Raw genomic sequence first — 23,285 nt, 5'->3', positions numbered from 1 at the left:
TTACCCGTGTTATTAGATAAAATAAAAATCACTTTACAGTATTTAATGCCCAAGCATGCGATCTCGCGCCTTGTTGGAAAATTTGCGGCAGCAGAAGCTGGCTGGCTAACCACCAAAGCAATCGAAGCATTTATCAAGGCGTACAATATCAATATGGCGGAAGCCAAACTGAAAAATGCGACTGATTTTAGTACCTTTAACGACTTTTTTACCCGTGAATTGGAAGACGGTGCTAGACCCATCGACGATAATTCGCAAACCCTTTGTTACCCGGTTGATGGTGCGATCAGTCAACAAGGTGATATTGTTGACGGCCAACTTATCCAAGCGAAAGGTTTTAACTACAGCCTGACCAGTTTACTTGGCGGCGATCCAAAAACATCGGCGCCGTTTGAAGGGGGTAAGTTCTCTTGTATTTACTTAGCGCCAACCGACTACCACAGAATTCACATGCCAATGGCAGCAACCTTGCGCGAAATGATTTACGTGCCGGGCGAGCTATTTTCAGTCAATCCGTTAACTGCTCGCAGTGTCCCAGACTTGTTTGCCCGCAACGAACGCGTTGTCGCCGTTTTCGACAGTGAACACGGCCCGTTTACTATGACCTTAGTTGGTGCAACCATTGTTGCCAGCATCGAAACAACGTGGGCCGGCACCGTTACTCCGCCAGCGGGCAAAGATGTCTTTCGCTGGCAATACCCCGCTGAGGGGCCAACCGCGATCAAGTTCAACAAGGGTGATGAAATGGGTCGCTTTAAACTTGGCTCAACCGTGATTACCACGTTCGCTCCGGGTATGGTGGAGTTTAACCCGAGCGCCGGGCCAGAAACTGTGACTCGCCTAGGTCAACACTATGCCGACATTGTTACTGAAGAAAGCGTTACAAAAGAAAGTGTCGCTGAAAAAAGCACGGCCGAAAACGCGGCAGAAGAATAAGCGATAAATGAGCAAGCGCAGATGAAAATTGTCGCGCACAGAGGTGCCAGTGGCCAGTATCCAGAAAATACGCTACTGGCATTTCAAAAAGCTCTCGAGCAAGGCTGTGATGCCATCGAGTTTGATGTCCAGCTGCACTGGCCACACCAAGACCAAACAAGCTCGACAGCTCAAGCTGGTTATGCAGAATTACTGGTTATTCACGACCCATCCGTTCAAATTGAAAACAGCCATCCAATAGCATTGAGCGAACTCAGTGTCGAACAGCTCGCCGACTACAACAACTCAGCTAACAACCCAATACCCACTCTGGCACAAGCACTTTCTCTAATTGACTCTCAGTGCACAATTAATATTGAAGTTAAACTCCCCGATAACTCGCTTGCACACGACAGTGCATTTAGAAACAGGTTAACAACAACATTAGTCAGTTGTTTGCAACAGCTCAGCACACGAGACCATGACCCGAACAACCGTCTACTTGAATCGCTTATAATCTCTAGCTTTGATCACCAGATTTTATTGGAAGTTAACCAACTAGCCGTCGATAAAGGATTGGGGAAACTTAAAATGGCCGCCCTGATCGAACAAAGCAGTGTCGATATCAAATCGCTGGTCACGAAACTGGCATCACTTAACTTAGTTGCTATTAATCCTTCTTTGTCGTGTTTGTCAAAATCACTAGTAGCGGCAATAAAAGCCCAACAGCTCGAAGTTTGGGTTTATACCGTCAATCAGACTCTAGACGTCAACCACTGCCAAGCACTCAACGTTGACGCGATTTTTACTGACTACCCCCAACAATCGAAAGCTCTACTTAGTTAACCAATAAATATCATGGCCTTAACTACTCTCAGAGCTATGATTAACGGCAGAAAAGTTAATAATTTGTATAAAAATAGATAATATTTATTTACACAATAGTTTGATTGCCAGCAAACAAAGCTTGCCGTATTTAGCTTGTCGATGATACGATTGTGTTCGTAATATAACCATTTTGTTAACTGCCAACGATAACAATAATAAATAGTCAGCGCGGTAAACAGACAAAGGGGGCCATTTATGGCAAAGGGCAAAAAACAGACAAAACCAACGGAAGCAGAGCTAACCCTGCTCAATGTTTTGTGGCAGTTGGGGCCATCGACCGTCAGAGAAATTCATCAAGCGGTCAGTAAAACCCAAACAACTGGTTACACTACGGTACTAAAAATACTGCAAATCATGCATGATAAAGCGTTAGTCATTCGCGACGAAAGCCATCGTGCTCACGTCTATGCAGCAGCTAATAGCCAAGTTCAAACACAATCATCACTACTAAAAGACCTTATGATAAAAGCCTTTGGCGGCTCTAAATCTAAATTAGTCATGCGCGCACTTGACGATTCAACCAGCCAACAAGAAATTGACGATATTAGACAGTTACTTGATAAACTTGAGCAGCAAGTTTAGTATCAAATAATTGATATAATATAACTCACTCCTTTAGCGAAAATGGAGTACGGCAATATGGCAGCATTGATTCAAGACAGTTATCTTCTTAACTCGATTGCTATCACCTTGCTACACTTCTTGTGGCAGGGCCTACTTGTCGCTGCCACACTGAAAATTCTACTGACCGTTATTCCTAAAACGCACGCCACTCTGCGCTACGGGCTCGCTTGTTTCGCCATGGCCAGCAATGCTATTTTAGTACTTGTTACCTACAGCATTATCTATCAAAAATCTGCTGTTGAGTCCTTTGCCATCGGCCAAAATCAAACTAATATCAGCTCAATCAATAGCAGTTTGGCGACTGGCTTTTGGTCAAATCAAGTGGTTGATTATCTACCGTACCTCACTATCGCTTGGCTAATAACTGTTATGGTATTGGCGAGTAAATTATTAATTGAGTTAGTTTCGGTAAACAGACTGCCTTACAGACAATCAATTACACCACCGCAAGCCATCGAACAAAAGTTTGCACAGCTATGCCAACGAGTTGGCGTCAGCGCCAAAACCAAATTGTTAGTATCACTGCAAAGCCATGTACCTATGGCTATCGGTTGGCTAAAACCTGTGGTACTTATTCCCGCAACGATGATTTCGGGTTTAACCAGCCAGCAATTACAAATGTTATTGTTACATGAACTCGCTCATATCAAGCGTCACGATTACCTCGTTAACATTGTGCAATCGATTGTTGAAGTATTTCTGTTTTTCCACCCTGCAGTTACTTGGGTCGGTAAACAAATTCGCAATGAACGTGAATATTGTAGTGATGACATTGCTGTTCATCACTGCGGCAGTGCCATTGGCTACGCTCATGCATTAACCGACACTGCATCACTGTGCTTACACAAACACAAAGCAACGGTACCTAACTTGGCGATTGCCGCTTCTGGTGGTGATTTAACGTCAAGGGTGTTGCGTCTGGTGCATCAAAATCATCACTGCGTCAGTAGCAATCAACAACCAAAGTTTATTGCCGCAGCAGTGGTTTTACTGAGCATTAGTTTGCTCAGTGTTAATCTGCTGACATCAAAACAGCTCGAAAAAATAAACCAATTAGATCTCAATGCTAGTAGCCTGTCATTTATTTATTCAACGCTTGCTCGCAACAATGAGACAGAGCATGTAGCTCATGCAAATACCTCTGATGATCACACCTATAATTTAAAAGCCGATATAGACACGGAAAATCGCGTCTCTCTCGCTCAACGATTAGTAAATCCAGCGCTCCACACTGAGCGTTCAAATCAGTCCTTGCCTGAGCTTACTGAGCAAACAATTGATCCTATTTTTGCCGAAACTTATATCAGTTTTGCCAATGAACCGACCAACCGCTATGCAGGCACTCAAAATATTAATTCAGAGCAAAACGAAACAGCAGAACTGACTAGCCTGAATACAAATGATAGCGAGCTCACCGAGAAACCCCTGACACATACAGCCAGAGTTAGCCGTGCCCAATTAGTCGATAACAACGCCGCTTCAAAACAGCCGAGTAAAATAGAACAGGTACTGAGTCAATCAAGTACTAGCACGTCTTTAGCGGCAAGCTTAATGGCTCAACAGACAGATGTTGACCAACAGCTGTCTAATGCTGAACAGCTCAACAGAAACCAACAAGGTCTTAACTCTCCATTACCACATGCAGGTCGCTATCAACACTTAATCGCCCAGAGTGTCAATAATAACGCTTATAAGTACGAAGTATCAGAACTACAACCTCAGGTACCCGCTAAATTAATTTCTTCCTCGGCCCCCAAATATCCAAGTACGGCTAAGCGCAATGGCGTTGAATTGGACGTTTTAGTAAGCTTTACTATAGACAAAACCGGCCGAGTTAAAGACCTACAATTTGAGCAAAAACATCGCGCTTATTACTTCAAAAAAGAAATTAGATCAGCCATGCAAAAATGGCGCTTTCAACCTGCACAGTTAAACGGCGTAGCGGTTGAAAGCGAAATGACTAAACTGTTTTCATTTTCTCTAGCAAGTTAAGCCTTTTTAACTTTGCTGACTGTGCCTTTTCAGCTTTCTCTTTTCCTTAACCGCTTGCCATTTTTCACGCTGCTCTGGTGTTAACACTTGAGCGATAGCGTGGCGACTTTTAACCTTAGCCAATGCCATTTGATCGAAGCTGGCGCGATATTGCTCACGCAAACTAATATAGGCTTGCTCGTCAAATTCTGGTGCTTGCATGAGTACTTGCACCTGCTTATGAAAACTCGCAAGCGTTGCTTTGTTTGTCTGACGCTCTTGCTTAGCCGTTAGCATCAGCGTTTTAATTTGTTGTTTTTGATCCTGTGATAAATCTAAGTGGCGCGCCATTTTTTTCAATATGCTCTTGTGATGTTTGCGCTTGCCAACTTTGTGCTTCTTAACCACTTGCTCACTAGCCGTCGCCTGGTGTTCTGGCGAGACAGCAAAACTGGCTGGTGCGGCAGTCAACAGTGCTAAACTAGTGACGGCAACAGCCAATGGTTTTAAAAATGTTTTAGACTTATGTGTAGATGTTGTGTTCATTGGTTCGACCTCATTTATCGTTGATTCGATTAACTACTCAGCAGTATAGGCAGTGCAATGCAAAGAAACGCAAAGTGAATGTAAAGATTGCGTAAAGATAGCGAATGAGGGCAATTACTTAGATATGATATAAAGAGATAACAGACTCACCAATCCTATTTCAAACACTAGACAATCGCCATGGCTAATAAACACTTACTTATTATCGACGACGATCACGAGCTCACCGATTTACTCGCTGAATACCTTACTGGTGAAGGCTACCAAGTGAGTTGCTGTCACGATGGTGAGAGCGGCTTAGCACAGGCGACCAGCCAGCAGATTGATTTAATCTTACTCGACGTGATGATGCCCAAACTCAACGGCTTTGAAGTGTTAAAAGCGCTCGGCGACCAATACCAAGTACCCGTATTAATGTTAACCGCCAAAGGAGATAACGCTGACAAGATTCTCGGGTTAGAACTGGGTGCCGATGACTACCTCGCCAAACCCTTTCAAATGCGGGAGTTGTTGGCAAGAATTCACGCTATCTTGCGGCGCGTTGACATTATTCAACAACAGCAAAAGTCAATGTCGCAGCAACAGCAGCAAACCGTTAACTCAGTGACATTAGATCATCAGCAGCGCCAAGCGTACTGCCACCAACAAGCAGTCGAGCTAACCGGCACTGAATATCAAATGTTGCATTATTTAGTGGAGCACCACGGGCAAATCGTCAGTAAACAAGACTTATCAGAGCGCGTGTTAGGACGCAAGCTGACAGCTTTTGACCGCAGTATCGACATGCATGTCAGTAACATTCGTCGCAAACTAGCACAGTACAGCCCAACCGATAAATTTAAGACGGTGCGCGGTGCAGGTTATATTTTTCTATCGGGCCAACACTAATGACTAGAGAGCTTGTAAATAAAGCAAAAAGGCAGTTCTCGTCAATCAGTTTTAAGCTATTTATCTGGTTTTGGCTGGTAACCATTTTATCTGTGGTCACTACTCGGTTTATCTCACACCAACTGGATGAACAAATCAGACTCAAGCCAGCAAGCGCCAAAGAGCTCAAACTGGCTAAGCGCATTGCTCAGCGCATTGATACAAACCTCGACCAAGGTCAAGTTGTTAACCAAGCACAACTGATAAAACGTATCGGTGATAATAGCCGACGCAAAATCATTCTCAAAGACATGTCGACATCTGAGCTCTTATTTAAAGGGCGTCACTATCACGATGAACTTGCCGACTATCTTACCAACAACGATTTCAACAACCCAAGTGCGATATTTCAAGACGGACTTAGAGTCACAGGCCCTATTCAATTGACCTTGCCGCAAGGCAACTACCAGCTTTTCATCGGCCATTTTTATCGCAAGCGTCACTTTTTGTCTGGCCTGCCACCATGGGCGCGTATCGCGATCCCGGCGAGTATTAGTTTTTTGTTGTGTTGGTTATTGGCAAAGTCACTTACTCGACCCATAGTCTCGATGCAAAATGCGGCTCGCAAACTTGGTGCGGGAGATTTGAAAGTAAGATTAGACAAAGATTGCCAGCGCGGCGATGAACTCGGTCAACTGGCGTGTAGCTTCAACGATATGGCAGACAAGCTCAATGCCAATCTCGGTGCCCATCAACGCTTACTTGGTGATGTCTCTCACGAGCTAAGATCGCCGTTAACCCGTTTGCAAATCGCCATCAATTTATTACAACGCCAAAATCAGCAAAACGAACAATCAAATCACTTAGCCCGATGTGAAACTGAAATTGAACGCCTTGATGCCATGCTCGACGATATTCTAGCGCTCTCGCGCATGGAACACGCGAGTCAGGGGTTAGAGAAAACATCATTCAATTTAGTTGAGTTGATTGAACAGGTAAAACAAGACAACCTATACCAAGCTGAGACTAAATCAATAACCCTTAGCTATCAGGGCTCAAGCCACGGCGAGCTATTGTCGATCAACGCCGACCGAAAACTCATCTACAGTGCCTTGGATAACATCGTTGCCAACGCTGTCAAATACAGCCCACAAGACAGCCAAGTGACCTTACTGACTGAAGTAACAAAAGACAAACTGATTATCAAAGTGATAGATCAAGGCGAAGGTGTGCCGCATGAGCAACTGGCGCACTTATTTGAGCCTTTCTTTCGGGTTAGCGCGGCACGAGATCGGCAAACGGGTGGGACTGGACTTGGTCTAGCAATTGCCAAGCAAGCAATCGTCAAACACCAAGGCCAAATCACCGCTAAAAATAATTGTGACAAAGGCTTAACAGTTCAAATAGAATTACCCTATTCGCTTATTTATCAAGACTAAAATATTGTTTACTCAAGAAAGCCAACTGCAAAGCCGCTACCAAGGCGAAATTCGCGATTTTTGGCAAGGTGGTTTATTTGAACACTTTGTTGGTGCTGAACAGATAAAAATTCAATACGCCGCCTTTGTTAACTCAAGTCATGAAAGAAACTTAGTTATCGTACCAGGCCGCATTGAGGGTTATTTAAAGTATCAAGAACTCTGTTTTGATTGGTATCAAGCCGGCTTCAACATCTTTATCATCGATCACCGCGGTCAAGGTTTGTCTGATCGCTTGTTAGAAAACCAGCACAAAGGCCACGTCGAAAACTTTGATCACTATAGTGACGACTTGCATCATTTCATCGACAAAGTATTACCAGAAAAGTTTCAAGCTGATCAGCCATATATTTTAGCTCACTCAATGGGTGGCGCAATTAGCACGCGTTACCTGCAAAGATTTGAGAGCAGTGTCAAAGCCGCTGTGTTCAGCGCACCAATGATTGCTATTAGCAGTGGCGCAGCACCAGCGGGTTTGGCAAAAGCAGCGGTAAAGTTGAGCTACCAAGTAGGCAAATTATTCGGCTTTGGCAGTACGCGAGAAGCGAACTACTTTATTGGTCAAGGCAACTACCACAGCGACGCATTTGCCGGTAACAATCTCTGCCAATCAAAGTTGCGCTATCAGATTTTTCGCGACTTGTATCAAGCTGAGTCCAAGCTACAACTAGGCGGCGTAACCAGCCATTGGTTAATGCAAGCACTGCAAGCAGAGCGCGATATTTTTGCCGACTTAAAGCAACTGACAACACCCATTTTAGTGATACAAGCCGGTGGCGATACTATTGTTGATAACCGTGCACAAACGCGTTTTTGCCAACAACTTCACCAGTTAAAGCCAGAGCTATTTAGTCATTCGACGCCAATCGTCGTCGACGGCGCTCGCCACGAGCTGCTATTTGAACTCGATCAGTACCGCAATCAAGCGCTGAGCGCTGCCTTAGAGTGGTTTAATAAACACGGCTAGCGATGATACCTGCTAGCTAGCCTTAAAGAGCTTGACTGTAAGATAAACTGATAAAGTCTAAACCAGGGTTCGGATCTTGTAAGCCGGCATTTGAGTAGTGGAAGTAGCGCAAACCCAAACTATGTCGATTGCCCTTGCCAAAATATGTCTTGATACCCAATCGATCTTCAAATTGATAATGACTGCCGACGTTTTTACCCGCAAATTTGGTATCGTCTAATAGCGACACACCAATGCCAAACTCAAGGTAAATAGGCGTATGACGATACTCGGCAATCGGATACTCAATAACAGGGGAAATTGCTAATACAAAGTTGGTGTCGTGATTGTTTTCTGCTCCGTACTCCCAAAAATTGATACTCGACTCAAAGTATAAATTGACGTGCTTTGACCAGCTTTTTAACCAATTTGTATGGTATTGATAGGCAAGCTTAATTCCCTCAACATCTCCCTCACCGTGAATATAGTCAACGGCAGCGCGATGCTGCTGAGCTGTTGCACCGAAAGAAAATAACACACTGAACACACCTACTTGCAACAATAACAATAGGCGCGACCAGCGAAACGTAAAAATAGTGTTTTTAGTAATCATTTGATCTAACCTGTGAAATAAATATAACCATTTACACTATAGAACAGGCGTTTAAATAAAAAAAATTATTAATAGATATAAAATACATCATGAATTATGATGTATTAAAAAATCCACAGGAACAGTGCAAGATGCGACCACAAGAACTGAATTTATTGATGATTTTTGATGCGATTATGACTGAAAGCTCTATTACAAGAGCGGCCGATAGACTAGCTCTGACTCAACCTGCGGTGTCAAATGCGCTCAGTAGAATGCGTCAACTTTGGCATGATGAATTATTTGTTAAAGACGGACGAGGTATTCAGCCAACGGTTTACGCGCAAAACTTGTGGACTCAAATAAGAGACCCGTTGCAGCAACTTGATCAAGCGGTTGCGCCAGATCACTTTGATGCAAGTTCAGCGAAAAGGACGTTTAAAATTGCCGCGCCCGATGCCATTATCGATATGACATGGCCAGCTTTGCGACAACTGATTGAAGACAATGCCCCCGGAATCAATATTCACACGATTCCCTATACAATTACCAATACCGAGCAGCTCCTTAACGACGCTGAAGTTGATTTAGTCATTGGCGCTCACACCAGCAATAATCACCTATTTCGCAGTGAATACCTGTACACGCCCTGTTTTGTCTGCATTATGCGCCCAGACCATCCATTGGCCCAACAGGATTTATGCTTAACTAAGTTTGCTCAAGCGGATCACTTATTGGTTTCACTGTCGGGAGATATTACCGGTTATACCGATCAAGTTTTAGCCCAACATGGTTTAAGTCGCCGTATTGCGATGACAGTCAATCACTTTTCGATTGTGCCTGAAATATTAAAAAGTAGTGATTTAATTGCAGTAGTACCGTCAACCACCGTTGAATGTGAAATTTTTAATCGCGAGCTCATCGCGATAACACCACCGTTAGAAATAACGCCCGCGCAAACATCAATTCACTGGCACATGCGCCAAGAACACGACAAAGGCTTAAACTGGCTACGCCATCATATCGCTCGAATCATTCGCGCTTATACCAGTGAGCACAAAACTAGGCTGCATGCTGATTATTGCCGTCACAGTGCTCAATAAGTCATATCAATATAACGAACGATTGGCAGGTGCAGGCTCGTGATGGATAACGACTTCGGCATTGTCGATGACCTGATGAATGTGCTCCTCCACCTGTAAGCCAATATCATGGGCCGTTAACAAAGTTAGATGGTCTGCTAGTTCTAAGTCGACCTGAATAAAACTAACCGCCCCTGATTTTCTCGCTTTTAAATTGCGATAACCAATGACTTCTGGATGTTGCCTAATAGCGTGCTTAACTTGTTCTAGCTCAGTTTCAGCTAAGGTCCTATCCATCAGTTGATCGATACTTTGTTTGGCTATCACGACACTATTAATTAACAAATAGCTGGCCACTAAACAGGTAAAAATACCATCAGCAGTTGGCGTGACATATTCCGCTAACAGCAGTGCGGCTAAGACACTGAGGTTAAGTAAAATATCGCCTTTGTAGTGAAGCGAGTCAGCTTTAATCGCAACCGATTCAGTTTTACTAATAGTAATGTGTTGAACCATCACCAATAATATGGTCATTGCTAGACTGAGCACGGTCACCCAAATCGCAATCGATGCCTGCTGAATAGACTTAGGTGCAGCAATGTGTTCAATCCCATTGACTAGTAGCAGTACCGCTGAGCCAGCGACAAATGCAGCCTGTAATAAACCAGCCAAGCTTTCTGCTTTACCATGGCCATAGTTATGATTTTCATCAGGTGGTGACAGTGCCACTTTGAGCATGAGCACATTGGCGGCAGAGGCAAAGAGATCGACTAAGGAGTCGGTTGCCGATGCCAACATAACGCTGGCATCAGTTGACCACCACGCGTAAAGCTTGATCAGAAGTAAGAGTACCGCAGAAAAAATCGCAAATTTAGCCGCCAAGTTCACCCAAAACTGATACTGGTTAGTCATTTATATATCCAATTTTCGCTACAACTGTTCGACGACAACTATTTTGCAATATATCAGCTTATTTGCCTGAACAACGGTTTAATAATCAAAGTCTATCATCTAAGATATAGTATATACCCAAGCTATCTCAAGTTACTCAATCACAAGGACTTCTAATGAAAAAACTCGCAATCGCTGTCATTGTCATTTTACTCGCGCTGGGCGCGGGCTTATGGTTTTTAGCCAATGGCTCACTCAACCCTTTAGTTAAAGAACAAATTGAAATTCAGGGCAGTAAATATACTGAGCAGACAGTTAAAGTCGGCGAAGTCGATATCAAACTATTTGAAGGCTTTGGCAGTATTCGCGGTTTAACCGTGACCAACCCAGAAGGCTTTAAGCAACCACATGCCATTTCTCTTGGCGATATTACTTTAGATATCAACGTTGAAAGCCTAGCTAACTTGCGCAAGAAAAAACCTGAAGCGATTGTTATTGATCAAATCAAAATTGCCGACCCAAAAGCATTTGTTGAGCTCAACCAGCAAGGCGCTACCAACTTCAATCAAATCATTGATGCAATTAACAAAAATCTACCTAAATCGAGTGGCAGTGAGCCAGCACCTGAGCAAACACCGAGCGGCCAAGCTGAACCTAAAATTAAGGTCACTGAACTTACTGTGTCAGGCGTTGCGCTAGCGTTAGATTTAACTGCCTTAGGTAACAAAGAACATCAAGTGACGTTAGCCGATATTCAGTTAAACAATATTGGCGGTGAACAAGGCTTACCAGCGAGCCAGCTAGGCGGTGAAATTGCCAAACAAGTGATAAAAGCAATTGCTAATGAAGCAAAAGACGAACAAAAACGTCAAATTAAAGAAAAAGCAGTAGAGAAAATCAAAGAAAAAGCGAAAGAAAAGCTCGGCGGTTTACTCGATAAACTAAAAGGCTAAAAGCTCGTACAAAAAGCTAATATAAAGCTAATCTAAACCAACAAAGGCGCTATAATAGCGCCTTTGTTATTACTAGCTTATGTAAGGCGCTCAAACATGCTCAACGTCGTTCTCTTTCAGCCTGAAATTCCGCCCAATACAGGTAACATCATTCGCCTTTGTGCCAATTCTGGTTTTCAATTACACCTGATAGAGCCACTCGGTTTTTCAATTGAAGACAAGCGCTTAAAGCGCGCTGGTTTGGACTACCACGAATTTGCTGCGATTAAAAAGCACGCCAGCTTTGCCGACTTTGTCGCGAGTGAAACGCCTGAGCGCATTTATGCGATTACCACTAAAGCCACTCGCTATCATCATCAAGTAGACTTTAAAGCGGGTGATTACTTACTGTTTGGCTCAGAAACTAGCGGTTTGCCTGAATATGTGCGAGAACAGATTCCCGATCAAGATAAAATCAGAATCCCAATGGTAAAAGAAAGTCGCAGCATGAACTTGTCAAATGCTACGGCTGTCATTATTTTTGAAGCGTGGCGCCAGCTCGGTTTTCCCGACGCCGTCTAAACACGCCTTACTCGTCTTTTTTATCGCGCGCCAACAAGTCCATCGCGGCTTGTTGCGCACTTTTACCGCCGTATAAAACTTGGTAAATTTGCTCGACAATTGGCATTTCAATGCCAACGCGTTCAGCAAGCATATGTACTTCTTTAGTATTGCGATAGCCTTCGACGACTTGACCAATGTCCTGCATTGCCTGTTCAACTGAGGTGCCCTGTCCTAAGGCAAGACCAAAGCGACGATTTCGCGACTGGTTATCGGTACAAGTCAGTACTAAATCACCAAGCCCTGCCATCCCCATAAAGGTATTGGCATCTGCGCCTAATTTAAGCCCTAATCGGGTCATTTCAGCGAGGCCACGAGTAATAAGTGCAGTTCTCGCATTAGCGCCAAAGCCAATACCGTCAGCCATACCAGCGCCAATCGCAATCACGTTTTTTACCGCACCACCGAGTTGAACGCCAACAAAATCATTGTTGGTATAAACCCGAAAGCGCTTTTGGCAATGTAATAAGTTTGACAGTTGCTCAACAAAATCGTCGTCGGTTGACGACAATGAAATAGCCGTTGGTAGTCCAGCAGCCATCTCCTTGGCAAACGTTGGCCCAGAGAGCACAGCTAATGAGGTTTCATCACCCAAAATATCACGAGCAACGTCCTGCAACAAACGACCCGATTGATGATCTAAACCTTTAGTTGCCCAGGCAATTTTGTGCTTTGCCGTCAACATAGGTTTAATCTCGTTAAGCATTTGATTAAACGCATGGCTTGGCACAACTAACAATAAAACATCATTAGCGGCAACCGCTTTAGCAAGGTCTTGCTCTGGAACTAAAGTTTCGGGAAACTGTGCATCTGGAAGGTATTTTTGATTACAGCCTTGGCGCTTCATTTGCTCAACGTGCTCAGCATCTCGCCCCCACAGGGTGGTTTGATGGCCGTTTCTCGCTAAACAAATAGCAAGGGCGGTGCCGTACGACCCCGCCCCCAAGACTGTAATACTCGCCGCTGTTTTAGACATAAAACGTTAGACGTGAATTAGTGAGTTTCAGTGCTCGCTGGTGCAGTGCCAGCTTGTGCTGCTTGCTCAGCTTGACGCTGCTGAACGTAAGAAGCAAATAACGCATCAAAATTAACTGGCGCTAAGTTCAATTGTGGGAATGAACCACGGTTAACTAAGCTTGCCACAGTTTCACGTGCGTATGGGAACAAAGTACCTGGGCAGAATGCGCCAATGGTGTGAGCCAATTGAGCTTCAGGTAGGTTACCAATAGTAAAAATACCCGCTTGCTGTACTTCAGCCAAAAATGCAGTTTGACCTTCAATAGTTGCTGTTACAGTTACCGCTAATACAACTTCATAAGTGTCTTCAGCTAGCTTGTTAGAACGAGTGTCTAAATCAAGTTTGATGTCAGGCTTCCACTCTTTTTGGAAAATAGCTGGCGAGTTTGGCGTTTCAAATGAAACGTCTTTAGTGTAAACGCGTTGAATAGCAAATTGTGGTGTTGCTTGTTCCGCGCCTTGCGCAGCACCGTTTTGAACTTCATCAGACATGAGATTTATTTCCTAGTAAATATAATGGGTTACAACAAGGCATCTAATTTATCAGCGGCTTCAAGTGCGTATAAATCATCGCAACCACCAATGTGCTTATCGTTAATAAAAATTTGTGGCACGGTTGAAGCACCATTGCTGCGCTTAATCATTTTTGGTCTAAGCTCAGGCTTTTGGTCAATTTTAATTTCGTTAAAGCTCTGTCCCTTTTCAGCTAATAACGCTTTAGCACGCATGCAGTAAGGACAGTAACCTTTGGTATAAATATCGATTTTTGCCATGATAAACGCCTACTTCTTAGCTAGCGGTAAGCCAGCATTTAACCATGCGTTCATACCACCTTTGAGTAAATTGACTTGGCTAAAACCAGCTTTGGCAAGCTGCTCAGCCACTTTGACTGCAGTAATACCTGCGGTACATACGACAATAATGGGTTTATCTTTATTTTTTTCAAGGCCGCCAAAGTCATTGTTGTTAACTTTTTCCGTCGACAAGTGCTTGGCAGAAAGAATATGACTGGTGCGAAACTCTTTTTCGGTGCGGATATCAACAACAATACCCTCTTGGCGATTGACCAAAAACGTTAAGTCTTGAGGCGATACCTGTTTTACCGGCGAAAACTGCATTTTTACCGTAGTAAAAATAAGCGCGACAATAATTGCAACCCAAGCGGCACTAAGTAAGGCGTGGTTGCTAAAAAAGCTAATGTATTGGTCCATAGTGTGAAAGCAAACTAACGAGTAACTAAAAATTGGCTACAGTATACCGAAACCAGTTTAATACACAATCTAGCTCAACAGTAGTCAACGAGACATTTATCACGTTGATGGCAAACTCATCTCCTTGCTAGCAAAGGCAAAAACAATCAGGCCAGATGACGAATAACTAAACAGAATATTTCAGTACAGATAACATGATTACATTGCGCTAAAAGTATGTAAAATAGAGGCAGTTTTCGACACCAGTAATAGTCAGGATTTATCAATGTCAGCGAAGAAAAGTACGGTTCTTATTATTTTAGATGGTTGGGGATATCGTGAGGAGCAAGAATCAAACGCGATTTTTCACGCTAACACCCCCGTACTTGATGGCCTCAAGAAAAATTACCCGAATATGCTGATCGACACGTCAGGTATGGCGGTTGGCTTGCCAGATGGACAAATGGGTAATTCAGAAGTAGGTCATGTCAACTTAGGCGCCGGCAGGGTTGTTTATCAAGATTTTACTCGTATTACTAAATCGATTGAAGACGGTGAGTTCAGTCAAAATCCAGCATTGTGCCAAGCAGTCGATAAAGCAGTTAGCGCAGACAAAGCCGTGCATATTTTTGGTTTGTTGTCACCGGGTGGTGTTCACAGTCACGAAGATCACATTTTTGCCATGATAGATCTCGCTCACCAACGCGGTGCCAAAGCGATATACTTGCACGCATTTTTAGACGGTCGCGACACCCCGCCGCGCAGCGCCGAAGCATCAATTATTAAAGCACAAGAAAAATTCGCCGCGATTGGCACTGGCCAATTGGCTTCAATTATTGGCCGCTACTACGCGATGGATAGAGACCAGCGTTGGGAACGCGTAGAAACAGCCTACAACTTAATGGTTGACGGCACCGCACAATATCATTTTTCTGATGGCGTCAGCGCCTTACAAGCAGCGTATGATCGCGATGAAAACGACGAGTTTGTTCAAGCTAGCGCGATTACTAATGCCGCTGGCGAAACAGTTACCGTAGACGATGGCGATGCACTCATTTTTATGAATTTTAGAGCTGACCGCGCACGTCAATTCACCCGTAGCTTTATCCAAGAAAATTTCGACGGTTTTAACAAGCAACGCCAGCCAACAATTAGCGATTTTGTTATGTTAACCGAGTACGCCGCCGACATTAACACCAGTTGCGCATTCCCACCGGAGCCACTTAACAATGTTCTAGGTGAATGGTTGGAAAAACACAATAAAACGCAATTGCGCATTTCAGAAACTGAAAAATATGCCCACGTCACCTTTTTCTTTAGTGGCGGTCGCGAAGATACCTTTAATGGTGAAGAGCGTATTTTGATCCCATCACCTCAAGTCGCCACTTACGACTTACAACCCGAGATGAACGCGCCACTGCTTACTGATAAATTAGTGGCCGCAATTGAAAGTGGTGAACACGATGTCATTATTTGTAACTATCCAAATGGTGATATGGTTGGCCACACTGGTAAATACGACGCAGCGGTAAAAGCCTGTGAAGCGGTTGATCAGTCAATTGGCCGGGTATTAGCTGCCCTTGAAAAAATGGGCGGTGAGTGTTTAATTACCGCAGACCACGGTAATGCCGAGCAAATGGTCAACCCTCAATCGGGCCAAGCCCACACAGCTCACACTTGCGAACCTGTGCCACTGATTTATGTTGGTCGCAATGCAACACCTGCAAAAACGGGAGCATTACAAGATATCGCACCAACAATTTTGCATTTAATGGGCATGGAGCAGCCAGAAGAAATGACTGGCCAGCCATTGATGAAGGTAGACGCCTAAATTTAATTAAGTAAGTTAGCTAAGTCAGCCTTGATGTCGTTAACGCGGTTTATAGTTTTAACATGGTTAGCAGTCGCCAGCTTACTGGCGACTCAAGTCACTGTTGCCGCTGAATCAAAAAAAGAAAAGCAAACTGCCCAAGCGTTATCAACCGTCAAACAGTCGATCGCCGAGCGCAAGGCCAGACTAGCCCGGCTGCAGAAGAATACGCAAGCATTGCAAGATGCATTAAAGCGCGATGATTTGGCAATTGCTAAATTGAGCAAAGCAATTGCACAAACTAAGCGTTCACTTAAAACGACAACCAACGAACTTAGTGAACTCGCCGAGCAAAAACAAACACTGACGCTAAAAAAACAGCAACAAGAGCGCCAACTGGCGAAGCAGATTCGCAGTGCTTACTCAACCGGGCAATACGATTATTTAAAGTTGCTACTCAACCAAGAAGACAGCGCTCAAGTTCAGCGTAATTTAAGCTATTTCCAGTACCTTAATCAGGCGCGCATCAAACAAATTAATCAATTTGAGCAAACCATTAGTCGCTTACTTGAAGTGACTCAAGCACATCAAGAAAAATCTGCTGAGCTTGCCGCTTTGCAAAGCAGTCAACAAAGCCAGCAAAGCTCATTACAAAAGAACAAAGCCAAGCGACAAAGCACTATTGCTAAACTCAACAAACAGATTACCTCAGATCAAGACAAAATAGCCCAGCTTGAACAACAAGAAGCGCAGTTGGTCGCCGCCTTAAAAGAACTTGAACGACTTGCCAAGCAATCAGTTAACTTAGCCGGTTTAAAGCATTTAAAAGGCAAACTTTCTTGGCCAGTTAAAGGTAGAAAAGTGAATCGCTACGGCAGCCGAAAACAAGGCTATTTAACCTGGAAAGGCGCGATGTTTAGTGCACCAGTTGGCCGACAGGTTCACAGTATTCACAATGGCAAAGTGCTGTTTGCCGATTGGCTCAAAGGCTATGGTTTAGTGACCGTGATCGACCACGGCCAAGGTTATATGAGCCTGTATGGTCACAACCAAACGCTGCTGAAAAAAGTTGGCGATCGAGTAGAAACCGGTGAGCCCATTGCACTGGTTGGCCAAAGTGGTGGCCAAGCTCAATCGGGCTTGTATTTCGAGATCCGCCACCAAGGCAAAGCGGTTAACCCGAGACAATGGTGTCGCTAGTATCGCTAGCCAACCCTGAACCATAGTGCTAAGCTAACTTTTTATAACAATACTAATAAACACAACTTTCCCAATGACACTTCGAGCACTGTTTACTTTTGCCTTATTAATTGCTCAGTCTCTATTTTTTGCTAGCGCCACTAAGCTCGCCATTATTATCGATGATATTGGCTACCGCGCGACAGATATCGAGGCATTAACGTTGCCCGGCAATATCTCCTACGCAGTATTGCCCCATACTCCGTTTGGTAAACGACTCGCAATGCAGGCTCACAAAGCTAATAAAGACGTGCTTTTGCATATCCCAATGGAAGCGACCAATGGCAAAAAACTCGGCCCTGGCGCGCTAACTAGCCAAATGAACGAAGCCAATATTCATCGCCAACTGAGCCGAGCATTTGAAGAAATTCCATTTGCCAAAGGGATAAATAATCACATGGGTTCACGACTGACCCAAATGACCAAGCCGATGACCGCAACCATGCGCTTTTTAAAGCAGCGTGACTTATTCTTTATCGACAGCGTGACCACTGGTAACAGCAAGGCGGAGCGCATCGCTAAAGCTCACGGACTCTCGAGTACTAGACGAGATGTCTTTTTAGACAATCAACTGTCACAACAATACATTCAAGGTCAGTTTGAACAGTTGATTGCCAGAGCGAAAACTGACAACAAGCTGGTCGCTATTGCCCATCCTCACCCCGAGACGATAGCAGCGCTGAAAAACTTATTACCTAAGTTAAAATCAGCCAATATTGAGCTGGTCCCAGTATCGGAATTATTTGTCACCGACTCAGCTAACCCAGCTCAACTCGCCGAAGACTAGGCGAGATAAGCCAAATCTAAAATAGTGCAGCGCTAATTGATATAACACTAGTTACCTAAAAAGTAATATTGTATTCCGCTAACAATTCGTGCAAGTGTTTTACTGGGATGGCATAGGTGATACCACTGGGCTTTTCGATAACCGCTTCTTTAGTTTCTTGGACAAACACTTTGTTAATAACACCAACAACTTCCGCCGTTGCGACATCGTATAAAGCACTGCCACTATTCCCCGGGTAGGCGGTGGCATCGAGCTGATAAACCAAATAGGGCTCGCGCAAAGATCTGAGCATGCGCGGATTGAGCTGGGCGGCATCAGACACGGGGGCAATTGTCGGTGTAATACTGGCAATAATACCCCGATGAGTTACCGGATAAAGACCCAGTACCGCCCCAATAGGAAAACCAGTGAACGCGACATAAGTGCCCTCTTGTAGATAGTCGCTACCGGCTAATTTTAAGCTTTTTAAAGGTTGGCCTTTGATGCGCAGTACAGCTAAATCATAGCGCGAAGATTGCGCCACTATTTCTGCATTTCTTACTTCAGCTTGACGACCTGAGCCAATAAAAACAGCCATTTTTTGCCTCAACGCTTGATCTAGCTCATCGGGCAGAACATGTTTATTGGTAACGATATGTCGACCGTCACCAATGACAAACCCTGTACCTCTAATCGTGTTTTGCGGCCTTCCCGTTGGTGTATAAACACCAACACCAACCACTGACGGTTTTACTTTTACAATCGTATCTTTGAGTTCGGCATACAATGGCCATTGAACAAGGTAGCAACAAAGAGCTAACAGATAATAAAAACGCATGCTTTTCTCGAAAATATGACAACGCATAGACTATAACAAATTCGCTAGTAGTTTTTATATGTCATTCGCAAAAACGTAAAACCTTGACCATAATAGTTTGATATAAAAAGGTTTATTCAAGGTGATTAGAGCGTGACCAAGAAAATTGTTCCCATACTCGCCGGCGGCGGCACCCGATTACCGGCGCACGTCGGTATTCTGAGCGCACTAGAAGAATTCGCACTGGATTTCGATCATATAGTTGGTGTCTCAGGTGGCAGTATTGTCAGTAGCTTTTTCGCCGCAGGGTTATCACTATCAGAAATTAAACGAATCGCGCTAACGACAGATTACAATCAGTTCCGTGAGTTTTCTTTGCTGAAACTTATTCGCTGTGGTGGACTTAGTTCTGGCGATGCTTTTGAACAATGGGTTGACCATTACTTAGCGGGCAAAACATTTGCTCAACTCGAAAAAAATCTACACATTGTCGCGACTGATGTTAAAAAGGGTACCCCTGTCATTTTTGACAAAGAACGCACACCAAATTTAAAAGTATCATTAGCCGTCAGGTTTTCAATGTCAATTCCATTGTTCTTTAGTTTTAAACCTTTTAACCAACACCTAATGGTTGATGGCAGTATTTTATCGGAAGATGCCCTTCATCGAGATTGGGCACAAGATGGCACCCCTGTGCTTTGTTTTCGCCTCAGAGGCGAGCACGATTATGATGACATCAAAACGAATGGCATTTTCCCTATTATAAATTATGTGACTTTGCTAATTAGGACATTTATGACCACTATTTCGCGTGAATATATCAATGACGCGTTTTGGCACAATACAATAGTAGTAAATACAGGTAAAAGTTCAGCGGTAGACTTTATGATGTCAGAACAAGAAAAAGAAATATTATTCTTCAAAGGTTATCACACTGCTAAACAAGTGATTCCGATCAAAGTTAGTTAAAATTGTAATTAAAAACCAGTAGCCTACGGCAAATTGTCATATATACTAAAGTAATGTAATAGCGTGCAGATAACCTTTATTGTGCATATTTTTTTAATGATATGAGGTAATTATGAGTTGGAGCAAAAAAATCATGGATACCCCTATCATTGGGGATGCTGCTCGTAAGGTTGCTTCAATTAAAGCCAACAGCGAAGCTCATAGCATTGCCGATCACTTTACACAATATCTCGAACCTGAATTAGCCTTGACCCCTAAGTCAAGAGAAGAAGTCTTTCAAATTAGACACAATGTTTATTGCGATGAGCTCAATTTTTTACCAACACACCAAAGCGGTTTAGAAACAGATTCATTCGACGCACATTCCGAATTAGCACTCATTAAGCACAAGCCATCAAATATCTACACTGGATGTATTCGTGTTGTTAAATCATCTGATTCATCTGAACAAATGCCAATAGAGTACTATTGTGGTGACTCAATGCAACATGACCAATTTCATCCAAGATATTTTAAAAGAGGTGAAATATGCGAATTCTCCAGATTAGCAGTTAAAAACCAATTTAGACGACGTAAAAATGATCGCTTCACCGGATCGGCAACCGGTGTAATCAGTGAGACCACATATTCTGAAACTGAGCTGCGTTGCTTTCCATTTATCGCTATCGGTTTATATATGACAGCGGCGACTATTGCGATAGAATCAGGTATTAATCATGCTTTTGTAATGATGGAGCCAAGACTTGCTCGAAGTATGCAGTTTGTCGGTATTAAATTCGAACAAATCGGTCCGGCGATTGAGTATCACGGTAAAAGAGCGCCATATTATATCAATGCAGATATGTTCTTGAACAACTTGAGCAATGGTTTCCAAAGCTTGTTTTTAGAAATCAACAAAACCATCAATCAACAAATACTTTCATCAGGGAATTAGTCACTTTCAGGAATTTAACATGTTTGACTATAAGAATGCTTTTTCTAGAAATATCGGCTGGCTGACACAAGAGGAACAGTCTTTATTAAGAGAAAAGCGTGTTGCTACGGCTGGAGCAGGTGGTGTTGGTAGTGAACACTTAGTAACATTAGCCAGATTAGGTATTGGTAAATTTCAAATCTCAGATTTCGACGAGTATGAAGTACACAACTTTAATCGACAAGCTGGCGCATTTATGTCCACAGTCAACCAACCCAAAGTTGATGTCATGAGAGAAGTAATTCTCGATATTAATCCTGAAGCTGAAATCAATAGCTTTCCGGAGGGTGTGAACGAAGAGAATGCCGATGAATTTTTAAAAGATGTTGATGTATATGTCGACAGCTTGGATTACTTTGCACTTAACGCCCGTAAGCTAATGTACCGTAAGTGTTATGAAAAGAATATTCCAGTAGTTGTCGCAGCGCCAATAGGCATGGGCGTTGCACTGATTTGCTTTACTCCTGATAGCATGAGCTATGAGGACTACTTTAGATTTAATGATTGTCAGACAGAAAACGAGCAACTCGTTAAATTTTTAGTTGGTCTAAGCCCCTCTCTTATACAACGCAAATACTTGGTTGATCCAAGTACCAGTGACTTTATTGCTCAAACCGCCCCGTCTACCGCTATGGGGGTAAAACTGTGTGGTGGAGCAGCGTCTTCGTATGTTCTAAAAATACTGTTAAACCGCGGTGACATCATTAAAGCCCCTCATGGCATGCACTTTGATGCTTATAGAAACAAGCTTGTTAAAACATGGCGTCCATGGGGAAATCGCAACCCAATACAATGGCTCATGTACCAAATAGCCAAAAAAGTGGTTCTTAAAGGGCAAGGGTAACTGGAGAAAAATATGAATAGTGAGCACGTGATTCCAGACACAATTCTCCAAATACTCGATAGCGCCAGATGGTGTCCGAGTCCGGACAACTTACAAAGTTGGAAATTTAAAATAATAAGTGAAACAAGCTTCGAGATACATTGTAGAGATGAATCTGACTGGATGGTTTACGATCTAAACGGTCACGTCAGTTGGCTGACTATTGGCTTGTTGTTTGAGACTATTGATATTTCGGCAAAACAACACGGATTTAACACCAGGTATGAAAAACGACCAAATGGCGATGACCAACAGCTAACTATTTTTTTAGTTACGTTAACCGCTGACGAAATCACCTCTCAACACCCGTTATTTAACGCCATTAAAACTCGTTCTGTTCAAAGAAAGCTGATGGGTAGTAAGCCATTGAGCGAGAGAGAAAAGCTAGCATTTGAACAATGCCTACCCACAGGTTTTGAACTCACTTGGTTCGAGTCTAGCAGCGAAAAGAAAAAAATTGGTAAGCTTTTGTACGGTAACTCTCATACGCGATATGTGATGAAAGAAGGGTATGATGTTCATTCCAAAATAATTGACTTTCGAAAGGGTTATGAAACATTTAGTCCAACAAAAATTCCTCCTAAATCACTGGGAGTCGATCCAATAACGCAAGCATTGACTAAATGGGCGATGAAATCTTGGTCTCGTTTTCATTTTGTTGAAAAATACTTATTCGGTACAGTTTGGGCAAAATTTAGACTCGATTATTTAACCGCAATAAAGTGCAGTGGACACTTTTTACTAACCAAAACAGAAACCGATAAAAGCTTAGATGATTTTATTGAAACCGGCCGAGTTGTAATGCGGCTTTGGTTGACTGCTGAAACGCTCGGCTTGGGCTGTCAACCGGAATATACTCCTATCATGTTTGCTGAATTTCAACGCGAAGGAATAAACTTTTCAACTGATGCCAGAGCACTACAAAATGCTAGTACCATGGATGAGCAATTTAAAGGCTTAGTCGGTGAAGAAAAAGTCAGGACGTGTGCATTTCTCGCAAGAATAGGACGCAGCAGTGCCCCAACCTCTCGCTCTGTAAGAAAAGAACTATCTGACTTACTAATTGGCTAACGTCAATAAGTCACACATTTTAAAACAATAAAAAAAACCTCGCATATGCGAGGTTTTTTATTAGTAAGTATGACCCGTCCTAAATAAGGTTGACACTTTTCAATCAATGAATTGGAGAGCATCATGAAATCAACCACTAAACGAACTCAAAAGGATTACTCACTCGCTTTTAAATTGTCGGTTGTCGAGCAAGTTGA

General features: G+C 43.2%; 25 protein-coding genes. 17 read left to right on the top strand and 8 right to left on the bottom strand.

Annotated features, from left to right (window positions below):
* Positions 1 to 6: 6 nt before the first annotated feature.
* From asd to J7384_RS15965, 4 genes are all read left to right on the top strand, one after another.
* Positions 7 to 936 (top strand): archaetidylserine decarboxylase, encoded by a 930-nt coding sequence (asd, locus tag J7384_RS15980; protein WP_348523883.1) that lies wholly within the window; start codon positions 7 to 9, stop codon positions 934 to 936.
* Between the two features lie 21 nt (positions 937 to 957).
* A complete protein-coding gene (locus J7384_RS15975) occupies positions 958 to 1,761 on the top strand; it encodes a glycerophosphodiester phosphodiesterase (protein WP_209115579.1) in 804 nt (267 codons plus the stop codon).
* 237 nt (positions 1,762 to 1,998) lie between these two features.
* Positions 1,999 to 2,385, top strand: a complete 387-nt coding sequence (locus J7384_RS15970) for a BlaI/MecI/CopY family transcriptional regulator (protein ID WP_209115534.1) — start codon at positions 1,999 to 2,001, stop codon at positions 2,383 to 2,385.
* A 57-nt stretch (positions 2,386 to 2,442) separates the two neighbouring features.
* On the top strand, positions 2,443 to 4,419 hold the full coding sequence (locus J7384_RS15965; RefSeq protein WP_209115533.1) for a M56 family metallopeptidase: 1,977 nt from the start codon (positions 2,443 to 2,445) through the stop codon (positions 4,417 to 4,419).
* Positions 4,420 to 4,425: 6 nt separating this feature from the next.
* On the opposite strand, the gene J7384_RS15960 is transcribed toward J7384_RS15965, so the two are convergent.
* The gene (locus J7384_RS15960; protein WP_209115532.1) at positions 4,426 to 4,944 is read right to left on the bottom strand and encodes a Spy/CpxP family protein refolding chaperone; all 519 of its coding nucleotides are present in this window, start codon (positions 4,942 to 4,944) and stop codon (positions 4,426 to 4,428) included.
* 180 nt (positions 4,945 to 5,124) lie between these two features.
* Here J7384_RS15960 and J7384_RS15955 point away from each other — a divergent pair, with 180 nt between their 5' ends.
* From J7384_RS15955 to J7384_RS15945, 3 genes are read left to right on the top strand one after another with little or no spacing between them, the layout of a single operon-like run.
* Positions 5,125 to 5,832 carry a response regulator gene (locus J7384_RS15955; protein ID WP_209115531.1) on the top strand — a complete coding sequence of 236 codons (708 nt, stop codon included), beginning with the start codon at positions 5,125 to 5,127 and terminating at the stop codon, positions 5,830 to 5,832.
* Positions 5,832 to 7,250: an ATP-binding protein gene (locus tag J7384_RS15950; RefSeq protein WP_209115530.1), complete on the top strand. Its 1,419-nt coding sequence runs from the start codon at positions 5,832 to 5,834 to the stop codon at positions 7,248 to 7,250. The genes J7384_RS15955 and J7384_RS15950 overlap by 1 nt, the downstream gene beginning before the upstream one ends.
* 4 nt (positions 7,251 to 7,254) lie before the next feature.
* Positions 7,255 to 8,256: an alpha/beta fold hydrolase gene (locus J7384_RS15945; protein WP_209115529.1), complete on the top strand. Its 1,002-nt coding sequence runs from the start codon at positions 7,255 to 7,257 to the stop codon at positions 8,254 to 8,256.
* Between the two features lie 22 nt (positions 8,257 to 8,278).
* Here J7384_RS15945 and J7384_RS15940 read toward each other — a convergent pair whose 3' ends face one another.
* The gene (locus tag J7384_RS15940; RefSeq protein ID WP_209115528.1) at positions 8,279 to 8,848 is read right to left on the bottom strand and encodes an acyloxyacyl hydrolase; all 570 of its coding nucleotides are present in this window, start codon (positions 8,846 to 8,848) and stop codon (positions 8,279 to 8,281) included.
* Between the two features lie 131 nt (positions 8,849 to 8,979).
* Here J7384_RS15940 and J7384_RS15935 point away from each other — a divergent pair, with 131 nt between their 5' ends.
* Positions 8,980 to 9,930, top strand: a complete 951-nt coding sequence (locus J7384_RS15935) for a LysR family transcriptional regulator (RefSeq protein WP_209115527.1) — start codon at positions 8,980 to 8,982, stop codon at positions 9,928 to 9,930.
* 6 nt (positions 9,931 to 9,936) lie between these two features.
* Here J7384_RS15935 and J7384_RS15930 read toward each other — a convergent pair whose 3' ends face one another.
* On the bottom strand, positions 9,937 to 10,821 hold the full coding sequence (locus J7384_RS15930; RefSeq protein WP_209115526.1) for a cation diffusion facilitator family transporter: 885 nt from the start codon (positions 10,819 to 10,821) through the stop codon (positions 9,937 to 9,939).
* Positions 10,822 to 10,976: 155 nt separating this feature from the next.
* Between J7384_RS15930 and J7384_RS15925 the strand changes: the two genes are divergently transcribed.
* Together J7384_RS15925 and trmL are read left to right on the top strand one after the other, a co-directional pair.
* Entirely contained in the window at positions 10,977 to 11,753 is a 777-nt protein-coding gene (locus tag J7384_RS15925) for a hypothetical protein (protein ID WP_209115525.1), read from the top strand.
* A gap of 96 nt (positions 11,754 to 11,849) precedes the next feature.
* Positions 11,850 to 12,314, top strand: a complete 465-nt coding sequence (trmL, locus tag J7384_RS15920; protein WP_209115524.1) for a tRNA (uridine(34)/cytosine(34)/5-carboxymethylaminomethyluridine(34)-2'-O)-methyltransferase TrmL — start codon at positions 11,850 to 11,852, stop codon at positions 12,312 to 12,314.
* Positions 12,315 to 12,321: 7 nt separating this feature from the next.
* On the opposite strand, the gene gpsA is transcribed toward trmL, so the two are convergent.
* The 4 genes from gpsA to J7384_RS15900 are packed head-to-tail and all read right to left on the bottom strand — an operon-like array spanning position 12,322 to position 14,581.
* A complete protein-coding gene (gene gpsA / locus J7384_RS15915; protein WP_209115523.1) occupies positions 12,322 to 13,329 on the bottom strand; it encodes an NAD(P)H-dependent glycerol-3-phosphate dehydrogenase in 1,008 nt (335 codons plus the stop codon).
* 17 nt (positions 13,330 to 13,346) lie between these two features.
* On the bottom strand, positions 13,347 to 13,862 hold the full coding sequence (gene secB, locus J7384_RS15910) for a protein-export chaperone SecB (RefSeq protein WP_209115522.1): 516 nt from the start codon (positions 13,860 to 13,862) through the stop codon (positions 13,347 to 13,349).
* Between the two features lie 29 nt (positions 13,863 to 13,891).
* Positions 13,892 to 14,143, bottom strand: a complete 252-nt coding sequence (gene grxC / locus J7384_RS15905) for a glutaredoxin 3 (protein ID WP_209115521.1) — start codon at positions 14,141 to 14,143, stop codon at positions 13,892 to 13,894.
* Positions 14,144 to 14,152: 9 nt separating this feature from the next.
* A complete protein-coding gene (locus J7384_RS15900) occupies positions 14,153 to 14,581 on the bottom strand; it encodes a rhodanese-like domain-containing protein (protein WP_209115520.1) in 429 nt (142 codons plus the stop codon).
* 265 nt (positions 14,582 to 14,846) lie between these two features.
* On the opposite strand from J7384_RS15900, the gene gpmM reads away from it, so the two are divergent.
* From gpmM to J7384_RS15885, 3 genes are all read left to right on the top strand, one after another.
* Positions 14,847 to 16,391, top strand: a complete 1,545-nt coding sequence (gene gpmM, locus J7384_RS15895; RefSeq protein ID WP_209115519.1) for a 2,3-bisphosphoglycerate-independent phosphoglycerate mutase — start codon at positions 14,847 to 14,849, stop codon at positions 16,389 to 16,391.
* A 33-nt stretch (positions 16,392 to 16,424) separates the two neighbouring features.
* A complete protein-coding gene (locus J7384_RS15890; RefSeq protein ID WP_209115518.1) occupies positions 16,425 to 17,570 on the top strand; it encodes a peptidoglycan DD-metalloendopeptidase family protein in 1,146 nt (381 codons plus the stop codon).
* Positions 17,571 to 17,643: 73 nt separating this feature from the next.
* Positions 17,644 to 18,396: a divergent polysaccharide deacetylase family protein gene (locus tag J7384_RS15885; protein ID WP_209115517.1), complete on the top strand. Its 753-nt coding sequence runs from the start codon at positions 17,644 to 17,646 to the stop codon at positions 18,394 to 18,396.
* A 55-nt stretch (positions 18,397 to 18,451) separates the two neighbouring features.
* On the opposite strand, the gene J7384_RS15880 is transcribed toward J7384_RS15885, so the two are convergent.
* A complete protein-coding gene (locus J7384_RS15880) occupies positions 18,452 to 19,213 on the bottom strand; it encodes a serine protease (protein ID WP_209115516.1) in 762 nt (253 codons plus the stop codon).
* A gap of 132 nt (positions 19,214 to 19,345) precedes the next feature.
* Here J7384_RS15880 and J7384_RS15875 point away from each other — a divergent pair, with 132 nt between their 5' ends.
* The 4 genes from J7384_RS15875 (at position 19,346) to J7384_RS15860 (ending at position 23,088) form a co-directional block, all read left to right on the top strand.
* Positions 19,346 to 20,161, top strand: a complete 816-nt coding sequence (locus tag J7384_RS15875; protein WP_209115515.1) for a patatin-like phospholipase family protein — start codon at positions 19,346 to 19,348, stop codon at positions 20,159 to 20,161.
* 133 nt (positions 20,162 to 20,294) lie between these two features.
* Positions 20,295 to 21,095 (top strand): PEP-CTERM/exosortase system-associated acyltransferase, encoded by an 801-nt coding sequence (locus tag J7384_RS15870; RefSeq protein ID WP_247741831.1) that lies wholly within the window; start codon positions 20,295 to 20,297, stop codon positions 21,093 to 21,095.
* Positions 21,096 to 21,114: 19 nt separating this feature from the next.
* Complete coding sequence (locus J7384_RS15865) at positions 21,115 to 21,978, top strand: ThiF family adenylyltransferase (RefSeq protein WP_209115513.1); 864 nt, start codon at positions 21,115 to 21,117, stop codon at positions 21,976 to 21,978.
* A gap of 12 nt (positions 21,979 to 21,990) precedes the next feature.
* On the top strand, positions 21,991 to 23,088 hold the full coding sequence (locus J7384_RS15860; protein ID WP_209115512.1) for a hypothetical protein: 1,098 nt from the start codon (positions 21,991 to 21,993) through the stop codon (positions 23,086 to 23,088).
* The last annotated feature ends 197 nt before the right edge of the window (positions 23,089 to 23,285 follow it).

The sequence above is a fragment of the Endozoicomonas sp. G2_1 genome, assembly GCF_017744155.1.
GTDB lineage: Bacteria > Pseudomonadota > Gammaproteobacteria > Enterobacterales > Alteromonadaceae > JAGHQT01.
This window is presented reverse-complemented; position numbering and strand designations above follow the sequence as displayed.

What these genes read in the sequence shown, in the direction of transcription:
- J7384_RS15975 (WP_209115579.1), top strand. Translation starts at nt 958, where the DNA reads ATGAAAATTGTCGCGCACAGAGGTGCCAGTGGCCAGTATCCAGAAAAT.
- J7384_RS15970 (WP_209115534.1), top strand. Translation starts at nt 1,999, where the DNA reads ATGGCAAAGGGCAAAAAACAGACAAAACCAACGGAAGCAGAGCTAACC.
- J7384_RS15965 (WP_209115533.1), top strand. Translation starts at nt 2,443, where the DNA reads ATGGCAGCATTGATTCAAGACAGTTATCTTCTTAACTCGATTGCTATC.
- J7384_RS15960 (WP_209115532.1), bottom strand. Translation starts at nt 4,944, where the DNA reads ATGAACACAACATCTACACATAAGTCTAAAACATTTTTAAAACCATTG.
- J7384_RS15955 (WP_209115531.1), top strand. Translation starts at nt 5,125, where the DNA reads ATGGCTAATAAACACTTACTTATTATCGACGACGATCACGAGCTCACC.
- J7384_RS15950 (WP_209115530.1), top strand. Translation starts at nt 5,832, where the DNA reads ATGACTAGAGAGCTTGTAAATAAAGCAAAAAGGCAGTTCTCGTCAATC.
- J7384_RS15940 (WP_209115528.1), bottom strand. Translation starts at nt 8,848, where the DNA reads ATGATTACTAAAAACACTATTTTTACGTTTCGCTGGTCGCGCCTATTG.
- J7384_RS15935 (WP_209115527.1), top strand. Translation starts at nt 8,980, where the DNA reads ATGCGACCACAAGAACTGAATTTATTGATGATTTTTGATGCGATTATG.
- J7384_RS15930 (WP_209115526.1), bottom strand. Translation starts at nt 10,821, where the DNA reads ATGACTAACCAGTATCAGTTTTGGGTGAACTTGGCGGCTAAATTTGCG.
- J7384_RS15925 (WP_209115525.1), top strand. Translation starts at nt 10,977, where the DNA reads ATGAAAAAACTCGCAATCGCTGTCATTGTCATTTTACTCGCGCTGGGC.
- trmL (WP_209115524.1), top strand. Translation starts at nt 11,850, where the DNA reads ATGCTCAACGTCGTTCTCTTTCAGCCTGAAATTCCGCCCAATACAGGT.
- gpsA (WP_209115523.1), bottom strand. Translation starts at nt 13,329, where the DNA reads ATGTCTAAAACAGCGGCGAGTATTACAGTCTTGGGGGCGGGGTCGTAC.
- secB (WP_209115522.1), bottom strand. Translation starts at nt 13,862, where the DNA reads ATGTCTGATGAAGTTCAAAACGGTGCTGCGCAAGGCGCGGAACAAGCA.
- grxC (WP_209115521.1), bottom strand. Translation starts at nt 14,143, where the DNA reads ATGGCAAAAATCGATATTTATACCAAAGGTTACTGTCCTTACTGCATG.
- J7384_RS15900 (WP_209115520.1), bottom strand. Translation starts at nt 14,581, where the DNA reads ATGGACCAATACATTAGCTTTTTTAGCAACCACGCCTTACTTAGTGCC.
- gpmM (WP_209115519.1), top strand. Translation starts at nt 14,847, where the DNA reads ATGTCAGCGAAGAAAAGTACGGTTCTTATTATTTTAGATGGTTGGGGA.
- J7384_RS15890 (WP_209115518.1), top strand. Translation starts at nt 16,425, where the DNA reads ATGTCGTTAACGCGGTTTATAGTTTTAACATGGTTAGCAGTCGCCAGC.
- J7384_RS15885 (WP_209115517.1), top strand. Translation starts at nt 17,644, where the DNA reads ATGACACTTCGAGCACTGTTTACTTTTGCCTTATTAATTGCTCAGTCT.
- J7384_RS15880 (WP_209115516.1), bottom strand. Translation starts at nt 19,213, where the DNA reads ATGCGTTTTTATTATCTGTTAGCTCTTTGTTGCTACCTTGTTCAATGG.
- J7384_RS15870 (WP_247741831.1), top strand. Translation starts at nt 20,295, where the DNA reads ATGGATACCCCTATCATTGGGGATGCTGCTCGTAAGGTTGCTTCAATT.
- J7384_RS15865 (WP_209115513.1), top strand. Translation starts at nt 21,115, where the DNA reads ATGTTTGACTATAAGAATGCTTTTTCTAGAAATATCGGCTGGCTGACA.
- J7384_RS15860 (WP_209115512.1), top strand. Translation starts at nt 21,991, where the DNA reads ATGAATAGTGAGCACGTGATTCCAGACACAATTCTCCAAATACTCGAT.